This is a genomic window from Blochmannia endosymbiont of Polyrhachis (Hedomyrma) turneri, assembly GCF_000973505.1.
In the GTDB taxonomy this organism is placed as follows: domain Bacteria; phylum Pseudomonadota; class Gammaproteobacteria; order Enterobacterales; family Enterobacteriaceae; genus Blochmanniella.
Map to the genome: position 1 here is coordinate 440,291 of NZ_CP010048.1, position 19,619 is coordinate 459,909.

Genomic DNA, 19,619 nt, shown 5'->3' on the forward strand with positions numbered 1-19,619 from the left:
CATTTATAAATAATGTTTTATAAACAACAATCCTATAAATTAATTAATAACAAATTAATTAATATATGACTATAATTAAAATATACTGGTATTTTATTTATAAAAAATATTTTTTAAATATTTCACCACCAACAAAACTTCTTCATCAGATACAAAAGCACCATGAACACGAATAGGTACAGATGAACAAGATGATAAATACAACATATCTCCCATACCAAGCAAAGATTCAGCACCAGATTGATCAAGAATAGTTCGTGAATCTATCTTGCTAGATACAGTAAATGCAATTCGACTTGGAATATTAGCTTTAATCAATCCAGTAATTACATTTACAGACGGTCTTTGTGTGGCTAATATTAAATGTATACCACAAGCTCTCGATTTTTGTGATAATCGTATAATTAATAATTCTATTTCTTTTCCAGCTGACATCACTAAATCTGCAAATTCATCTATTATAATCACAATATATGGCAATTTATTCTTTAACCCTTTAATTAACGTATCATCCTCCGTAATATTATCAGAAGACAATGAACTATCCACATATTCATTAACGTTATATGACTTTATACGATCATTACATTTTTTTAAATCGCGTACACCATAATAGGCCATAATTTTATAACGACGTTCCATTTCATCTACACACCAATTCAAAACAGTAATAACACTTTTAATGTCAGTAACAACATTTCTTAAAAGATGGGGGATATCATTATAAACTGATAATTCCAACATTTTTGGATCAATCATGATAAATCGAACATCTTCTGGTGTTGCTTTATATAAAATACTAATAATTATGCTATTAATCCCAACTGACTTTCCCGATCCGGTGGTACCAGCTATTAATAAATGAGGCATCTCACTTAAGCATGTTATTACCGGATAACCAGAAACATCTTGTCCTAAACCTAACGTTAAAACATCACAAGAAGACCGAAACTGTTTAGTTTCTAAAATCTCTCGCAAATACACTATCTTACGATGTTCATTGGGTATTTCTACGCCGACATATGGTTTTCCAGGAATGACTTCTATAACCTGAAGATGACATACAGATAAAGAACGAGCCAAATCTCGAGACAAACTAAAAATACGTGAAGATTTCAAACCTGGTGCTAAATCTAACTCAAATCTAGTAATCACTGGACCTTGCAAAACATTAACAACTTGAGCACGTATATGATACTCTGCTAATTTTGATTCTAACAATACAGACTTTTGCCGTAACGCATCCATGTCCAAATCTTTTTTAAAAGATGAAGGAAATAATAATTCTATATTCGGAAATACATTTACCATTTTCTGTAATAGCAACTGATTATTATGATGAATGTGTGACGAAATATTAATTGGGAATTTCAAATCATTCGTTCTTAGACAATCTTTATCAATCGACTCATAATCTTTACAACAACTATTATTATGGTATGCTACAGCGTTATTCATATCATTTGAATTTTTTACATCACATAATGCACATTCGTTATTTAATTTAAAACTATTAAAAAAAATGGTACTATCTAAATTTAATCTACATGATAAATATCGAAAAACAAAATTTCTTATACCACCAAGATTTAATTTTCGAAATAATATCCCGAAAAAATTAAACAAATGATTATTACACATCTTATATATTACGGAAAAAAATATTTTCGAATCATACCTACTACACTGTTGGATTAAATATACGCAACAACAAATAAAAAAATTTAAAATAATAAACATAATCTTTTTTAATATTGCCCACCAGAAACCTGGTGTTAGTAGCACTACACCTAATATTAAAGATAAAAATAATATAAAATTGATTGTCATATCACTTTTAAATATATGTATGATCTGAGCTCGCAAAAAAAATCCTACTATCCCACCAGAATAACAATAATAAAATTCTTTAATAAAAAATTCCGCTAATCCACAAAGACTAAATAATAGTATTATTCCTCCAAATATTTTATTCATTATATCAAAAACATTTAAAACAATATTCTTAAACAAAACACCCCAAATTAAAAAACACATAATACATGGAAGAAAATATGCCGATAAACCAAAAAGAAAAAATAAAATATCAGAACATACAGCGCCATAATATCCAAAAATATTATGAATATCATCATTTCCAGTATATTGAAAATAACTATCATCAAAAGGATGAAAAGTCATCAATGATGACATTATAAAATATATGATAAATCCAAAAAAAAATAAAAATTTTTTTCTTAAAGACAAAAAAATAACAATAATATTTTTACACATCATAGCTTTCATTATATAAAACATTGTGTATTTCACAATACATTTACTAAAAATCAATAATTTTCATTAAAATTTTAATCAAAATACCTAAATAACAAAATATCACAGATAAACATAACGATATCTACAATATTTAAAATATATTATATAATATTCTGGTATTTAAAATAGATGATCGATACAATATCAATATATTATTATTAGGTTAATAGTCTAATTTAAGAATAAAAATATGTACAATAACCAAGATAATACAATTATTTCATGATTTTATTTTTAAAATTATTAAAAATTGTGTAATAAAAAATATGTGTAATTTTTAATGTCAACATTTAAAAATTATATTTTTAATCTAATTCAGAAACTCATTCAAATATTCTTATGTCTTTAATTACATAATATTACCTGTACATAAATATTTGAATTTAACTAAAATATTTAATAAAATACTTTTTATAACAATATTATTAATATTTAATTATGTCAAACATAAAACATTCTCAAATCATCATATTAGGTTCAGGACCAGCAGGATATACTGCAGCTATTTATTCTGCCCGTGCTAACTTACACCCAATACTTATTACTGGAACAGAATATGGAGGACAATTAATTAAAACTAATCAAATAGAAAATTGGCCCGGTGATCCCGATCAACTCGCTGGTCCCAAACTTATGGAAAGAATGAATATTCATGCAAAAAAATTCAATACAAATATCATCGTAGATAATATTACTAATGTAAATTTAAATAGTCAACCATTTTACCTGGCCAGTGATTATCATAAATACACCTGCGATTCATTAATTATTTGTACCGGTGCCTCTGCAAAACATATGGGATTACATTCAGAAACACAATATCAAGGAAAAGGTGTATCCTATTGTGCCACATGTGATGGTTTTTTTTATAAAGATAAAAAAGTAGCTATTATCGGAGGAGGTAATACTGCAATAGAAGAAGCATTATATCTCACTAACATTGCTGCTGAAACACATTTAATCCATCGTCGCAATACTTTTACAGCAGAAAAAATACTAATTGATCGATTAATGACTGCAGTAGAAAAAAATAATATTATATTACATTGTCCTTTCACACTTATTGAAATATTAGGTAATACAAATTACGTTACAGCTATAAATATAAAACACAATATTACACATCAATATACACAATTAAAAGTTGATGGTGTGTTCATTGCTATTGGTTACAAACCAAATACAACTATATTTTCTAATCAACTTTTACTAAAAGATGGATATATTTGCACAACAAACACAAAAAATGAACAAACAGCAACATCTATTCCTGGTATATTTGCTGCAGGAGATGTTATGGATCAATATTATAAACAAGCAATTACCGCTGCTAGCTCTGGTTGTATGGCCGCGATAGATGCAGAACGTTATTTATCTAAAATAAAAAACAAATAACAAAATAAATTTACTGATATAATAAACAATCCAATGAAAATTTCACTATGTTATATTACATATATATCTATACTAACAATTAACAAACAAATGAAAAAACTGCTACGTAATGATCACAAATTTAATAAAAATACAACACATAAATAAAAAAACATACAAACTATATTTTTAACATAGTGTTAAAAAAAATTTATAATTTTTAGTGAACATTTTATGTAACATTGTAATACATAATTATTTTATACTCATAATATTAACAACAAAAATATAACTATTAGGTAACACTAATGACAAAAGAGGATCATATCGAAATGCATGGTACTGTGCTAGACACGCTTCCAAATACTATGTTTCGAGTCAAATTAGAAAATGGACATATTATCACAGCACATATCTCAGGAAAAATGAGGAAAAATTACATTCGTATTTTAACAGGCGATAACGTTGTAGTTGAGCTAACTCCTTATGATTTGAATAAAGGCCGAATTATTTTTCGAAACCGTTAACATAACACAACACACTAAAAATTATAATAAAAAATAATTATTACTCTTTACTCACATATATAAAACACCTTACACATTATAAAATTTCAGATTTGAACTGCAAATTTAACTATACAATAATAATAACATATAATTAATTTAGGACCAACATCCTTCGCATACTACTTATGTATGTATACTAAAACAATAAACAATATGTAAGTTACAACAAACATATAACCAAAACAAAATGACACCCAAAAAAAATTAATTTTGTTAATTGTCAACCACATTCTATCTATATTTCATGACATACTTTTTGTAACTTTTATGAACCATAAACATCCGCTCAACACTTTATTTGATCAAATTTTAAAACTGACTAACTCTCAAAAAATCTAAAATCAATAATCATATTAACATTTAATTTATCCAATGCTGATTGGATAACACATGTATTAAAACATCAATCATCACATCATTGAATTATACTACTTGTTCAACAAAAATAACCAATCGTATCTTCAAAAATAGATATCGATAGTTTATCTGAATTATATATTCTAACCTCTAACTATTATAAAACTACGAACCTTTATCATATAATTACAAAACATAGTGCACCTTGTAAAATATACCATCTTTCCAAAATAATCACTCCTCATAAAACTATTTAAAGATCCTTAATGATACTGAAAAATTACATATTTCTCAAAAAACATAAGCACTAAAAAATTCATATAACAACAACAAACACTAAACATTTACTTATTACCATCTAATATACCAAATATACCACCACATTCCTTAAAAAAACTAAATCAATATTTATCCCTAATTACAAATAAACAAAAACCTAAAAAATATTTCAAAGTATCAATACCATCACTAAAAATATGAGCTAAATAAACACATTAAAAAAATAACTCATAAGAAAAAAAATCACGAGCTTTAGTCACAGTAATCATTTTAAACTCAGCATTATTCATTAATTTTAGCAATATTCTTACAATAATTACTTTCGTATAAATACACTAACTAATATATGACATTTAACGAATCTGACATAACTCAAAAAATACAAAAAATAAAAAAACATACAATTTTTATCAAAAAATATTTAAACAAAATTTTCAACTTATAGATAAAAATAACAACATAACTTTAAAAAATATCAACCCTCACATTATGTAAAAATTAAAATAATTGATACAAAAACAATAATTACAAAGAATGATTCTTCAAATTTTCTATAAAAAAATACATTATCTATCTATGATACTATACTATGATATGAACTTATAAAATAAAACATATAAGAAAAATTCCAAAATATCATTTTTTATGCTATCTTTACATTACAATATTCTCCAAATATCTAAATAGTTAATGATTCATAAACATACATAAAAAAATATAATATACATATTAATAAAACCATCCTTTAGTCAGTATAATTATATTAGGATTATTTATAATGAAATATATCATCCATTCTACTATTATATTTGATACCACAGAATATCTTCTAACACCCCTAACCGACAATAATCAATCAATTAAACTTTCCAATTCTGCAGGACGTATATTAGAAGAACTAATAAAGTATCAAAATACCGATGAACCAATTACCCGAGAATATTTATTTTCTACAATATGGAGACAACACGGACTAGAACCATCACACGGAAATTTAAATCAACAAATCAGTTTAATCAGAAAAAGCTTAGGATCATTTGGAATTAGTCCTACATCAATTATCACCATTCCTAAACGAGGATTAAAATTAAATAAAGAAATATCAATAGAAATCACAGATAAAAAAACATCTGTTATCCCATCTGCAACAATTTCAGCTAACAACAAAAGAACATTTAATAAAACGCCATTTTTCTCAAGTCCGGCAATATTAAAAAGCAATCCAAGATATGCTATTATTTTACTCATATTAATAATTACAGTACTAAGCATCAGTATAATATATATGTATATCAAAGATAAAAATCTTAAAAAATTACATTTGTGTAAACAAATAAATTCATGTAATATTTGTACTTTTCATCAAACACCAAATTTAGAATGTAATGATCTCACATTTAAAAACTCTGAGAATACACAAAAAAATAACGAAGACTATAACAAAAAATACACTGAAATACAATTTTAACACCGTTAAAAATTTTTTAAACGCACCAATACACACAATAACAAATAAAAATTATTTCTTTAAACATCGTTATCATGAAAAATATAAAAAATATATGTACTATTTTCATTGAAAGTTTTAATTTTTATACCTGTGATACACAGTATATTTTAAAAAATATATATAAAATTTTAATACATAAAAAAATCCACACACTAAACAAACTAATATTCAATTATAAACATATATATCAATATCAAAAAAAATATTTTTCATACTCGTTCCAATAATTAAGTGTAACTACAAAAACACTAAATTTCATTTAATGAACACAATATAAAAACTCAAATTTCTGTAAATATTTATAAAAAACTACAAAATTAACAACAAAAATGATTTTATTTAACTTTTAGTAAAGCATTAAAAAATGACAAACACAATAATTATTCAAAATCTAACCAAAAATTTAAAACAATTATTTTTTAATAATCATTCATCTCTGAAAAATGAACAATATATTAATAATCACAATCTAACAATAAATATCCTATGAAGAAGCATAATACTATATTTGAACAAATCATTCAAAAAAAAACTGCCACACAACTACTATATCAAGACAATCTAGTTAGTGCATTTTATGACATTCATCCACAAGCACCAATACATGTCTTAATTGTGCCAAACATACCAATCCCTACAGTGAATGACATAACACCTTATCATGAAAAAACTATAGGAAGATTATTCACAGTTGCAGCTAAAATTGCTGTAAAATTAAAAATAAACGAATCGGGTTATCGATTGATAGTAAACTGTAATAATGATGCAGGACAAGAAATTTACCATTTACATATGCACCTTCTAGGAGGTAAAACACTTGGACCATTAATTTCTAACAGTACTATAACAAACTTAATGTAAAAAATATGCTATATTTATAAATCCAATACACATAATCAAATGACATAAAAACTATCTGTGCTATACGATTAATAATCATACAACTAATACTGATGGTAATTGATTTTACTAAAATAAATCGTACGTTATACACAACTAATTAATGAAAAAAAAAATATTTTTTTAATTATATTATCTTTCATATATAATCAGATAGGTTTCAGTGAAAAAATTCTACAAACAGAAACATCAATATTTAATAATCAGATAAATTTTCAAACAAAGGCAGTTAACACAATACCTACTCCACCAAAAATCCACATCATTATAGATTGGCGAAAACACTTTCTCTTACACATACAGGAAATAATTACATTTATTACAAAAACTCAACATAAAAACAAGATCATTGCATTATTCATCAACAAAATTGAAAATTACTCTGATTATCCTCTAAATATTCAACAAACTACAAATAATTTGAAAAATTTACTACACGAATTAAATAATAATAACAATTTTATAATCATTAATTCATATATTTCATGTGAAATATATGAAAATATAAAATTATTAAACAAAAACCTAACACCCCGCAGTACAAGTATTAAATTAGCAAGACATATGAATGCTGAGTATATACTATATAGTACTGCATACAATGACACAAAAAACATAAATATAAAATTAGAATTAATATCAGCAAAAAATGGCGAAATAATGTGGTCAAAAATTACTAATACCTAATTAAAAATATTTAACAATATGTATCAACCTTTTATAATATGCATTGGATTGCGTTATATTTTTAAGAAAAAATTTTATCAATTGGAACAATTCACTGCTTACACTTCTATACTTGCTATTACACTTGGTGTAACAGCATTGATAGTTACATTATCAATTATGAACGGAGTTGAACAAAAATTAGAGCAAAAAATACTTAACATCGTACCTCATGTATTATTAACCTCACAAACACAAAACATTAACCCTGAAAACAATAAAAAATATTTTTTAAAAAACCTACGTGGTATAACACAAGCAAATACCATAGTAAATTTTGACGGAATATTACAAAGCTCTAACAATATCTCTTTTGGAAAAATAATTGGCATTAATCCTACAGATTATGAACCATTGTCTCGTTTTATGATTTATGGATCTACAAAACAATTAATACCTAACAAATACTATGTAATTATCAGCGCAACATTAGCCCAACATTTAAAAGTACAAATAGGAGATAATATTCGCATAATATTACCTAATATAACAAAAATTACCCCTATAGGACGTATTCCTACACAAAGACTATTCCAAATAATAGGAATTTATATCACTAACACTAATGTTGACGATTACCAATTACTAATTAATCAAGAAGATGGAGCACATTTACTGCATCTTCCAACTACACATATCACAAACTGGAGATTATGGTTAAAAGAACCATTAAAAATAAACTCTTTTAATAAACAAAAATTACCTAAAAATGTTATTTTCAAAACAGACTGGAGAGAGTATCAAGGTAATACTTTTAAAGCAATTCAAATGGAAAAAAACATGATGGGGCTCCTATTAAGTTCAATTATACTAATATCAGGTATCAATATACTCACTTACTCTTCTTTATTAATTACAGAAAAAAAACAAGAAATTGCTATTTTAAAAACATATGGGTTAAATACAAAAAAAATTATATTATTATTTAGCATACAAGGAACTTGTATTGGTGGAATGGGTACAATATTTGGTATTTTATGTGGATACCTTATAACAAAAAACATAAATTGGATAACAGCTATGTGCAACTTATTAAATAATGAAGAAATATTACCTGTTCAAATTAAAACATCTCAAATCACCGTAATTACCATTATAACAATATTAATATCTTGCTTATCCACATTATATTCAGCAAAAACTGCAACAAACATTAATGTAATCGAGACACTACAACAAAATGAATAATTCAATATTACTACAATCGCACCAACTTAGTAAAACTTATCAAGACGCGAATTTTTTTATTCAAGTATTAAAAAACATCAACTTTACTGTACAAACAGGAGAAATGATCACTATTATTGGACATTCGGGCTCAGGTAAAAGCACGTTATTACATTTACTGGGAGGATTAGACACACCTACGCACGGTAAAGTCATTTTTAATGGACAAATATTACATCAAATATCTGAAAAAACACGTGCATTAATACGCAACCAACAATTAGGTTTTATTTATCAATTTCACCATTTATTGTCTGATTTTAACACACTAGAAAACATAGCAATGCCTCTTATGATTCAGGGGAAAAAATTCAAACATGCAAAAATAATAGCAAAAAAAATGTTAAAATTGGTAAACTTACACCATAGAGACGATCACTATCCATATGAATTATCAGGAGGAGAACGTCAAAGAGTAGCTATCGCACGTGCGTTAGTAAATAAACCAATATTAGTCTTAGCTGATGAACCTACTGGTAATTTAGACAAAAAAACAGCAAACAACATTTTCCAATTATTACATACAATAAATATAAATTATGGAACTACATTTTTAGTAGTAACACATGATATATGCTCTAACACATACTTTAACAGAACATTAGAACTATGTCATGGAGAATTAAAACCATAAAATAAAAAAATGAATAAAACATAAATATGCAAACGATATTACTTTCACTATATCTTGCTTGGCGATTGTATCGCAATCCTAAAAAAAATAAAACAATATCTTTTATATCTATTGTATCCATTATTGGAAATGCATCAAGTATAGCTATTTTAATTATTTGTTTAAGTGCAATAAATGGATTTAAAAATGAACTTAATGAACGAATTTTTTCAATTATTCCTCATGGAAATATCCAATCAACAAATTCAACATTTTCTGATTGGAACATAATACTAAATAAAATTAAAAACATTCCGGGTATCGTACAAAGCGTTCCATATGTTGATTTATCAGGATTAATAGAAAAAAACAATAAATTTCACCCAATTCAAATTCATGGAATTAGTACACTACATAACATGCACCCTAATATCATTTCCTATCTTTCATCAATAAACACCATTCCAAACTTTGTCCCAAATAAGCAAATAATTATATTAGGACAAGGCGTTGCTAACACTTTAAATATTAAAAAAAACGATTGGATTAATATTATAATTCATAACACTGACGGAAATAATAAGCTACTTCCCTATAAATTCATAAACGCACACGTTATTGACATACTAAATTTAAAAAGTTATCTAGATAATAACATTGCTATCATTCCATTATCAGACGCACAAAATTATTTAAATAAACAGAAATATATTTCTGGTATCAACATTAAAATAAACAATATTTTTCATATTAATAAATTATTAAAGCAAATTATAAACACCATTAAGAATGATCATATTATTACTCAAAGTTGGATCAATACATATAAATATATGTACCAAGATATCCACATAATAGAAACAATCATATATTTAACAATGACACTAGTCATATGTATCGCATGTTTTGGAATTGTATCTATATTAACTTTGATTATAAAAGAAAAAAATCACGATATAGCTATTTTGAATACACTAGGTTGTAAAAATAAATTAATTTACTCTACTTTTATCTGGTGCGGCTTATTACATAGCTTAATAAGCATTGCAATAGGAACCACTAGTGGAACATTGATTGCATTATATTTAACCAAAATATACTTTTTGATAGAAAATTTATTTGACTACAAAATATTATCTCATAATGTTTACTTTATTAATTTTTTACCTACTGAAGTACATACAAAAGACATAATTTCTATTATAACCATAAACTTATTACTAAGCTTTCTAGCCACTTTATACCCTATAATAAAAACAAATTACAGCAATCCCGGTGCAATATTAAAATAATCACATACAAAAAACAATACTTGCAAAAATATATAATACTAACCAATCAAATTGTAAATACTTAATAATTCATTTAATTAAATTTAACTATAAAATACAACAACTAATTTTAATAATATTTTACTCTGAAAAAATTAATAATTTTTTTCCTTCATTTAAAAAAATGTAATCGATTCATCAACTAAATTTTTTGCATACCCAATATACTTGTCTGGAGAAATTTTTTTAAGACGCTCCTTTTCCAAAATTGGTAACGGCAAAGAATCAATAAATGATTTCATTTCAGAATCACTAACATATCGTCCTTTCGTAAATTCTTTTAACATTTCATATGATCCCTTAATACCATAACGCCGCATAACTGTTTGAATAGCTTCAGCTATCACTATCCAATGTTGATTTAACTCATTCAATAAATGTTCAGAATCTACTTTCAAAGTGTCAATGCCTTTTAAACTAGAACGATACGCAACTAAAGAATATGCAACACCTACACCAATATTTCTCAAAACAGTAGAATCACTTAAATCTCTTTGCCAACGAGATATGGGTAACTTAGATGAAAAAAAGTTCATTATTACATTTGCTAAACCTAAATTACCTTCAGATTTTTCAAAATTAATAGGGTTAATTTTATGGGGCATAACAGAAGATCCAATTTCAGTAGATATACTATATTGTTTGAAATATCCTAATGCAACATAACCCCATATATCACGATTAAAATCAATTAGAATAGTATTAAATCGTGTCACACAACTAAAAAATTCAGCTATATAATCATGCGGCTCAATTTGAGTTGTATAAGGATTCCAAGAAACACCTTCAAAAGAAGTAACAAATTCTTTACTAAATTTATGCCAATCAACATTAGAATAAGCCACCATATGCGCATTATAATTACCCACACTACCATTGATTTTCCCTAAAATTTCTATCTGTTCTAATTGTCGATACTGACGTATTAAACGATAAAAAAAATTGGCCATTTCTTTACCTACAGTGGATGGAGTAGCAGGTTGACCATGAGTTCTAGATAAACATGAAATATCTCTATGACTACATGCTAATAATTTTATTGAATCTATAATTTGTTTCCACATTGGTAATAATATTTGCCTACGAGTATAGCTTAACATTAACGCATAAGCTAAATTATTTATATCATCTGATGTACAAGCAAAATGAACAAATTCAATAACATCTTGAAAACCAGATATAGATGACAATTTTTCTTTTAAAAAATATTCTACAGATTTAAGATCATGATTAATTAAAGATTCAAATTCTTTAATTTTTTTTGCGTCATCAAGACTAAAATTATCAATTAATGTATTAAGAACATTATTCATACACTCATTAAAACAAGGTATTTCCTGAATTTCTTTAGCAGCAGCTAACTTTTGTAACCATCGTATCTCAATCTGTACACGATATTTTAATAAACCAAATTCACTGAAAATATTGCGCAATTGACTAGTATCTTTTTCATAACGCCCATCAATAGGAGAAATAGCGGTCAAAGAAGATAATTCCATAAATATTATCCTTAAATTAAAATATATTATAAAATCGTTCTAAAAAAATAAAATGTTATTTATTATGCATTATCTATTTATACACGAACATATAAAGGAATACGAGCTTTAATAACACCTCCACCAAGACAATACTCATTTAAATAAAACACTGCAGATTGACCCGGTGTCACCGATAAAACAGGATGTTTAAACACAACTTTAATTTCATTTTTGGATAACAACATTACTAAACATGGAATATCTGATTGACGATAACGTATTTTAACAGTACAAAATAAAGATGATTTACCAAAAAAAAAACTATCATTCACCCAATATAACTGGTTAGCTATCAAACCTTTGGACAATAATGCCGGATGCTCACCACCCTGAGCAACAATTAACGTATTATTTTTAGAATTCTTATCTACTACATGCCATGGTTTCCCATTCCCCCTGGAAGTACCACCAATACCCAAGCCTTTACGCTGACCCAGCGTATAATATATTAAACCATCATGCTTTCCAAGTGTTACCCCATCAATACTCAAAATAATTCCCGGCTTAACTGATAAATATTGACCAATAAAATTTTTAAAATTTCGTTTACCAATAAAACAAATTCCAGTTGAATTCTTTTTATCAGCCGTAACGAAATGTAAATGATTAGCTATCGCTCTAACTTGTAATTTAGTGAATGTACCCATAGGAAATAAACAATAACGCAACTGATCATAATTCAAAGTATACAAAAAATAACTTTGATCTTTACTAATATCTAAACCCCGTAACAAATATATCTTTTTGTTATAACTGACACAACGGACATAATGTCCAGTAGCAATATAATTAGCCTGCAAATGTTCAATAGCAAACTTTAAAAATACATTAAATTTGATCTCTTTGTTGCATAATATATCAGGATTTGGAGTACGCCCTAAACGACATTCCTCTAAAAATACCATAAAAACCTTATTCCAATATTCAAACGAAAAATTAACAGTATGCAATTTAATATTTAATCGTTCACAAACAGATTGTACATCTGATAAATCTGCTGCAGAAGAACAATAACTTTCGGTATCATCTTCCTCCCAATTTTTCATAAACAAACCTTCCACCTGGTATCCAGCTTGTTTTAATAACCAAGCAGACACTGAAGAATCAACCCCCCCAGACATGGCAAGAATCACTTTTTTAAATTTTCTTAATAACATAAAATAAATAAAAATATTACGTCATGTACTTTATTACTTTAAATAATATAAATTCATTAATGTTAACATATAATTAATATGTAATTAATAATACACACAACACTGCATACCGTATCAAAAAATAATATCTCTTTCAAATTTAAATACTATCTATCAATAATATCTACTAACTTTTTAATTACATTAGCAATAATTAAATATAGAAATATAAGATAAAACAATATCTTATAAATTTCAGTTAAATAATAATTGTATTTATATTATACAATAATCACGCACAAAATAAATAAAAAACATAAACAACATCATACAACCACTTATTTTATTACTATTATCGTTTACTAATAAAATTAATAATGCTTGAAAAAAATAATCACAAAAAGATAAATACAATACCTATAACAAAAAAATAAAAAATACATTTACCATTAAATGAATATATGAAATATATATAACATATTCATTATTAACTTTTACACATCAAAAAATTATATAAATATATTTATATAAATAAAAATTTTACTACTTATACATCAAGAATTATTTATATCAGCCATTTAAAATATGTGAAATAGACCAAAAAATCTTTAAATACATTAATTGAACCACAAATAAACACCAATTTAGTATACCATCATTTACAACTATACTACAATAAAACATATTACTACAAAAATTTATTGCATAAATATTATATAGTATAATAATACCTGTTAAATGACAAAATCCAAAAAACAATTACCTGCCAGTTATATTTTAAAACTAAATGTAATCGAAGACACCACCATCAATAAACTAAAATAATCAATATACAATTTTAATTGTACTAAATAATAGTACTAAAAATTAAAAACATTAAATACTACTATCATATTTATGTTATAAATATGTAATCTTTTCTACATAAAAATTATTTTTAAAGTATCATTTATAATATACACCATTATAATTCAAATTAGTATCATTAAAAGCATTCAACATAAAACAATATGAAAAAATATTTCATATACTTCATGATGATCACAACATTTTTAACAAACTGCTCAAAACAAAAACAAAAAAATTTTTTTCAAAACGCTCACAAACATCAAAAAATAATTCCTAATACATCTTCTACACAAAACACTAATACCTACCAAGAACATATTCATCAATCCTCAATTAACTACGGAATTGATGAACGACTAATCATGGCTATCATTCAAGTAGAATCCAATTATAATCCGACAGCAATTAGCAAATCTAACGCTATAGGATTAATGCAACTTAAAGCTTCCACCGCAGGCAAAGACGTTTACAAACTGAAAGGACTACAAGGACAACCCAGTCCAGATATATTAAAAAACGCCGAAATTAATATTGACTGTGGAACTGCATATCTCTCTATATTACAAAAACAATTATTAGGAATTAATAATTCTAAAACTCGTCGCTATGCTATTATAGTAGCTTACGTAAATGGATTAAGTACACTATTAAATATATTTTCTATTAATCACAATATTGCTATTAAAAAAATCAACCATATGACACCAGATAAATTTTGTCGATACATAAAAAAACACCACCCAGCACCGCAAGCACAAACTTACTTGTATAAAGTAAATGCTGTATACTCACTAATACATCATCAATAAACACATCATAAAGAAAATAATAAATAACACCACCCACCAAATAAATAAAATACTACATCAATAACACCTGATTTATTCACAATAAAATTTGAAATCACATAAACACTCTTCTACAATTCACAATAATGTAAACAATATTTCAAATACTGGTTACAATAAGAGATTATATTTATTAACATCTATTTGAAATAAATTAAAAAAATTTGAAGTCGTAATAAATGCTAATTCGTCAAGACTAATACCTTTTATGTTTGCTAAACATTCAGCAATGTTATAAATATATGCAGGTTGATTTTCAATACCCCGATATGGTACTGGAGTCAAATACGGAGAATCAGTTTCTAAAAGTATTCTGTCCATTGGCACATAATCGGCTACCAATTTTAAATTTTGAGAATTCGAAAATGTCAAAATTCCGGAAAAAGAAATATAAAAATTAAGATCCAATAGCGATTTTGCCATACTTTTATCTTCACTGAAACAATGTAAAATACCTCCATTGGAAAAATTTTTTTCGTGTAAAATAGATAACGTATCGTCACGAGCCAACCGACTATGAATAATCACAGGTTTATCTCGTTCATGCGCAATATCAAGGTGATCCTGAAACACTTTCCTCTGCTGTTTTTTATCACTATGGGGATAGTGATAATCTAAACCAGTTTCTCCAATAGCAATAACATTCTTGGAAAACGATAAATGAAATAATTCAGAAACCTTATAATCATCATTTAAATAAAGCGGATGCACACCACAAGAAAATAAAACATCATTACGATATCCAATAAAATTAACCATTTTAGAAAAATTTTCCAAAGTGACTGAAACTGATAAAATCAACTTAACATGAAAAATTTTAGCTTTATTCAAAACATCTAACAAATCTTTATGCAAACTATCATAATTTAATTGATCAAGATGACAATGAGAATCAACAAAAAACATAATAATATTATCCTTAAATTTAATAACAACTAAAATTCATTACATTTCCTTCAATATTCAATAATTGATACATCAACAATGATTTTTTATCAACATTCGTAATATTTTTCCAATAATACAAACAAATTAAACACTGTTGTAACTGATGATTTAACGCTAATAAAGAATATTGTACAGAAATAATTCGCACTAAATTTGTTTGATCTATATTAACTAAAAAATCATACAAACCCATATGACATTTCATGGCATCAATAAAAAAAGTACACAGCCAAAATATAAATCTTTCATCTTCATTAAAATACCTTTCAAAAAATGGCAATATACTTAAAAAATCATTTTTACCAACTGTTTTCAACAACTCAAAACATAATTTTAATCGTAACTTCCAATATTCTGAATTTAAAAAATGATACGCTGCCAACGGAGAACTATCTGACAAACGCAATGCAGTGAGAGCTTGTGTATTATTCACAACACCTTGTTGAAATAACCATTGTAAACTAATTTCCTCCTTAGGAGGATGAATTTCCCAACATAAACACCGACTCAACAAAGTTGGTAATAAACGTTTAGAATTTTTACATCCTAAAAAAAAATAAACCTCTTCTGGAGGTTCTTCAAAAATTTTTAATAAAGCATTCGACGCATCTTGAGTAAGCCATTCACTATTTTCTATATACACGATCTTTAATTTGGCAATATATGCATATTGATATAATTTTTCAACAAGAGAACGAATTTTCTCCACACCAATACTCTTTGCATCATCATTATCTGGAGTTAATAAATAATAATCAGGATGCGAAAAAGATTTCATTAAACGACAATTGCAACACTGACTACAGCTCTTTATTCCAATGGGTTTAGAACACATCAACCAACGACTTAATGCATAAATCAATAAATTTTCACCATTATCTTGTTTACTATGTAAAACCAAAAAATGATGTCCTGTATTAGTTCGATACGATTCTACTATCTGACTATACACTATAGTCAACCAAGGATACCATCTCATAATTTCTATAAATAATATAATTTATATTTTTAACAATTTTTTAATATAATACTGAACATCACTATTCACTTGATTTAACGTTTGAGAAGCATCAATAGTTACAACATTTAAATTCTCACTTGCTAAAGCTTGATAAGACAAACGAACACGATTAAAAAAATCCATGGATTCTTTTTCAATATGATCTAATTTTCTCTTATTTTCAATTCTAGATAATCCAATCTTAGGAGAAATATCAAGATAAAAGGTTATATCTGGACGAAAATTATTCAAAACAACCCTACTTAAATTTTTTATAAAATATTTGTCAATCCTTCTTCCACCACCTTGATAAGCATAAGAAGAAAAATCATATCTATCTCCAACTATCCATATACCCTTTAACAAAGACGGTTTGATGACATTCTCTAATAATTGAACACGTGCAGCATAAAACATTAACAACTCTGCATAACTGGTAATTGGATCTTGATCTCCATCTTTTCCGTATTTAATTAATGTACGAAAAATTTCTGATATTGGCGTACTACCAGGTTCACGAGTTAATATAACATTTTTTATACCATAACTTTTTAAAATCTTCACTATATATAAAGCAACTGTAGTTTTACCAGAACCTTCCAACCCTTCAAGAACAATAAATTTACCCATAACTAATGTTAACAACCAACAAATATTATAATCATGTTTTAAATTAAATATCAATTCATAAAACAATAATCTATAAATACAACACACACCGTCTAAAATAATAATTTATAAAGATATTAAAACAATTTTATAAACTATATAAAAAATCATCAAAAAACTTATAACCAACAAATAATAATCAAAAAAACATAAATTTACCTATTTATTATGAAAAAATTTACAATGTAGTATAATAAGAAAGCAATAAATTACATAATGTCCGATCTATATAGCGATGCTCTTCTATAGAAACTACCGATACTAAAGGTAATAAAGAGTTACTTATAAAAACCTCTTCGGCGTTTTTTAAAATTTCAGGTCCTGTCGTAATTTCATGAAAATTATATCCTAATTGTGGTAATAATTGTAATATCCATCGTCTCATAACTCCAGAAACTCCCGCATAAACCAAGGAAGGGGTGAAAACATCACAACCAATTCTCCAAAAGATATTTGCTGTACAACACTCAATTAAATTACCTGCAGTATCCAATATTAAAACCTCATCAGCACACTCTTGATTACTAATCCAATGTGCACGAATAAGAATGTATTCCAAACGATTTAAATGCTTAATACCTGCCAACAATAAATTTCTAGATATTCGTATGTTACTTTTTACTAATCGTATACCATATTTGTGCCAATTTTTATGATCTTTCACAATTGAAGAATAATAAATAACACGCAAAGGTTCGATATTTTTCCTGAAACTATATCCAGTTTCTCCACTTGCAGAACGAAGAATAACAATCTGAATTACACCATTTTTACCATACTCTGAAGCCACTTTAAGTTCTTGACACAAAGAATCAATATCCAAATCATTAAACAAAAGCCTCTTCCCTGCCAACATTAAACGATCAAGATGCCAATCTAACAACTCAACCTGTCCATTTCTAAGTCTAGCTGTAGTAAAAAACCCATCACCAAAAAGAAAAATACGACCATCTAATGATAATTTTTTTTCGGAAACACCATTTAACCAATACATGACCATTCTACAACAGAACACATTTTTAAAACTACTCATTATACTACAATTAATTGATATCTAAAAAAATTACCAACAAACCACAACTATAAAACTAATTATCTAACTTATATTGCTTTAATATTATATTGATTTAATATTATCAAACTATGAATTTATTGCACTTTGATTAGCCTGAATAAAATTAATCGCCGCTTGAACAGTAGTAATTTTTTCAGCTTCTTCATCTGGAATTTCAGTATTAAACTCTTCTTCTAAAGCCATAACTAATTCAACAGTATCAAGTGAATCCGCACCTAAATCCTCCACAAAAGAAGCATGATTGATTACATCTTCTTTTTTCACACCTAACTGTTCGGCAATAATTACTTTAACCCTATCTTCAATGGTACTCATATTTTTATAATTCCTAAATTTAAAATTTTCAAAAAT

17 protein-coding genes are annotated in these 19,619 nt (G+C 26.3%); 9 read left to right on the forward strand and 8 right to left on the reverse strand.

Going from position 1 to position 19,619, the window contains the following annotated elements; genetic code table 11:
* Nucleotides 1-93 precede the first annotated feature (93 nt).
* Nucleotides 94-2,298: an FtsK/SpoIIIE family DNA translocase gene (locus tag BTURN675_RS03300; RefSeq protein WP_320408640.1), complete on the reverse strand. Its 2,205-nt coding sequence runs from the start codon at nt 2,296-2,298 to the stop codon at nt 94-96.
* Nucleotides 2,299-2,754: 456 nt separating this feature from the next.
* Here BTURN675_RS03300 and trxB point away from each other — a divergent pair, with 456 nt between their 5' ends.
* The 8 genes from trxB to BTURN675_RS01895 all read left to right on the forward strand — a co-directional run bounded on the left by trxB (nt 2,755) and on the right by BTURN675_RS01895 (nt 11,163).
* Nucleotides 2,755-3,711, forward strand: coding sequence for a thioredoxin-disulfide reductase (trxB, locus tag BTURN675_RS01860; protein ID WP_046288857.1), 957 nt, complete (start codon nt 2,755-2,757; stop codon nt 3,709-3,711).
* 287 nt (nt 3,712-3,998) lie between these two features.
* Nucleotides 3,999-4,217 (forward strand): translation initiation factor IF-1, encoded by a 219-nt coding sequence (gene infA, locus BTURN675_RS01865; RefSeq protein ID WP_046288858.1) that lies wholly within the window; start codon nt 3,999-4,001, stop codon nt 4,215-4,217.
* Between the two features lie 1,456 nt (nt 4,218-5,673).
* Complete coding sequence (locus BTURN675_RS01870) at nt 5,674-6,363, forward strand: winged helix-turn-helix domain-containing protein (protein WP_046288859.1); 690 nt, start codon at nt 5,674-5,676, stop codon at nt 6,361-6,363.
* Nucleotides 6,364-6,891: 528 nt separating this feature from the next.
* Nucleotides 6,892-7,266 carry an HIT domain-containing protein gene (locus tag BTURN675_RS01875; RefSeq protein WP_046288860.1) on the forward strand — a complete coding sequence of 125 codons (375 nt, stop codon included), beginning with the start codon at nt 6,892-6,894 and terminating at the stop codon, nt 7,264-7,266.
* 357 nt (nt 7,267-7,623) lie between these two features.
* Nucleotides 7,624-7,992, forward strand: coding sequence for a hypothetical protein (locus tag BTURN675_RS03315; RefSeq protein WP_420021789.1), 369 nt, complete (start codon nt 7,624-7,626; stop codon nt 7,990-7,992).
* Between the two features lie 18 nt (nt 7,993-8,010).
* A complete protein-coding gene (locus BTURN675_RS01885) occupies nt 8,011-9,219 on the forward strand; it encodes an FtsX-like permease family protein (protein ID WP_046288862.1) in 1,209 nt (402 codons plus the stop codon).
* Nucleotides 9,212-9,892, forward strand: coding sequence for a lipoprotein-releasing ABC transporter ATP-binding protein LolD (gene lolD / locus BTURN675_RS01890; RefSeq protein ID WP_046288863.1), 681 nt, complete (start codon nt 9,212-9,214; stop codon nt 9,890-9,892). The genes BTURN675_RS01885 and lolD overlap by 8 nt, the downstream gene beginning before the upstream one ends.
* A gap of 26 nt (nt 9,893-9,918) precedes the next feature.
* Nucleotides 9,919-11,163, forward strand: a complete 1,245-nt coding sequence (locus BTURN675_RS01895; RefSeq protein ID WP_046288864.1) for an FtsX-like permease family protein — start codon at nt 9,919-9,921, stop codon at nt 11,161-11,163.
* Nucleotides 11,164-11,318: 155 nt separating this feature from the next.
* On the opposite strand, the gene purB is transcribed toward BTURN675_RS01895, so the two are convergent.
* Entirely contained in the window at nt 11,319-12,701 is a 1,383-nt protein-coding gene (gene purB, locus BTURN675_RS01900) for an adenylosuccinate lyase (RefSeq protein WP_046288865.1), read from the reverse strand.
* Nucleotides 12,702-12,778: 77 nt separating this feature from the next.
* Nucleotides 12,779-13,900, reverse strand: a complete 1,122-nt coding sequence (mnmA, locus tag BTURN675_RS01905; protein ID WP_046288866.1) for a tRNA 2-thiouridine(34) synthase MnmA — start codon at nt 13,898-13,900, stop codon at nt 12,779-12,781.
* 989 nt (nt 13,901-14,889) lie between these two features.
* Between mnmA and BTURN675_RS01915 the strand changes: the two genes are divergently transcribed.
* Nucleotides 14,890-15,537: a transglycosylase SLT domain-containing protein gene (locus BTURN675_RS01915; protein WP_046288868.1), complete on the forward strand. Its 648-nt coding sequence runs from the start codon at nt 14,890-14,892 to the stop codon at nt 15,535-15,537.
* 150 nt (nt 15,538-15,687) lie between these two features.
* On the opposite strand, the gene BTURN675_RS01920 is transcribed toward BTURN675_RS01915, so the two are convergent.
* The 5 genes from BTURN675_RS01920 to acpP form a co-directional block, all read right to left on the reverse strand.
* Nucleotides 15,688-16,482 carry a YchF/TatD family DNA exonuclease gene (locus BTURN675_RS01920; protein ID WP_046288869.1) on the reverse strand — a complete coding sequence of 265 codons (795 nt, stop codon included), beginning with the start codon at nt 16,480-16,482 and terminating at the stop codon, nt 15,688-15,690.
* Nucleotides 16,483-16,501: 19 nt separating this feature from the next.
* A complete protein-coding gene (locus tag BTURN675_RS01925; protein WP_046288870.1) occupies nt 16,502-17,503 on the reverse strand; it encodes a DNA polymerase III subunit delta' C-terminal domain-containing protein in 1,002 nt (333 codons plus the stop codon).
* Nucleotides 17,504-17,524: 21 nt separating this feature from the next.
* Nucleotides 17,525-18,154: a dTMP kinase gene (gene tmk / locus BTURN675_RS01930; RefSeq protein WP_046289119.1), complete on the reverse strand. Its 630-nt coding sequence runs from the start codon at nt 18,152-18,154 to the stop codon at nt 17,525-17,527.
* Between the two features lie 217 nt (nt 18,155-18,371).
* On the reverse strand, nt 18,372-19,187 hold the full coding sequence (gene pabC, locus BTURN675_RS01935) for an aminodeoxychorismate lyase (RefSeq protein ID WP_046288871.1): 816 nt from the start codon (nt 19,185-19,187) through the stop codon (nt 18,372-18,374).
* 147 nt (nt 19,188-19,334) lie between these two features.
* Complete coding sequence (gene acpP / locus BTURN675_RS01940) at nt 19,335-19,583, reverse strand: acyl carrier protein (RefSeq protein ID WP_046288872.1); 249 nt, start codon at nt 19,581-19,583, stop codon at nt 19,335-19,337.
* Between the last annotated feature and the right edge of the window lie 36 nt (nt 19,584-19,619).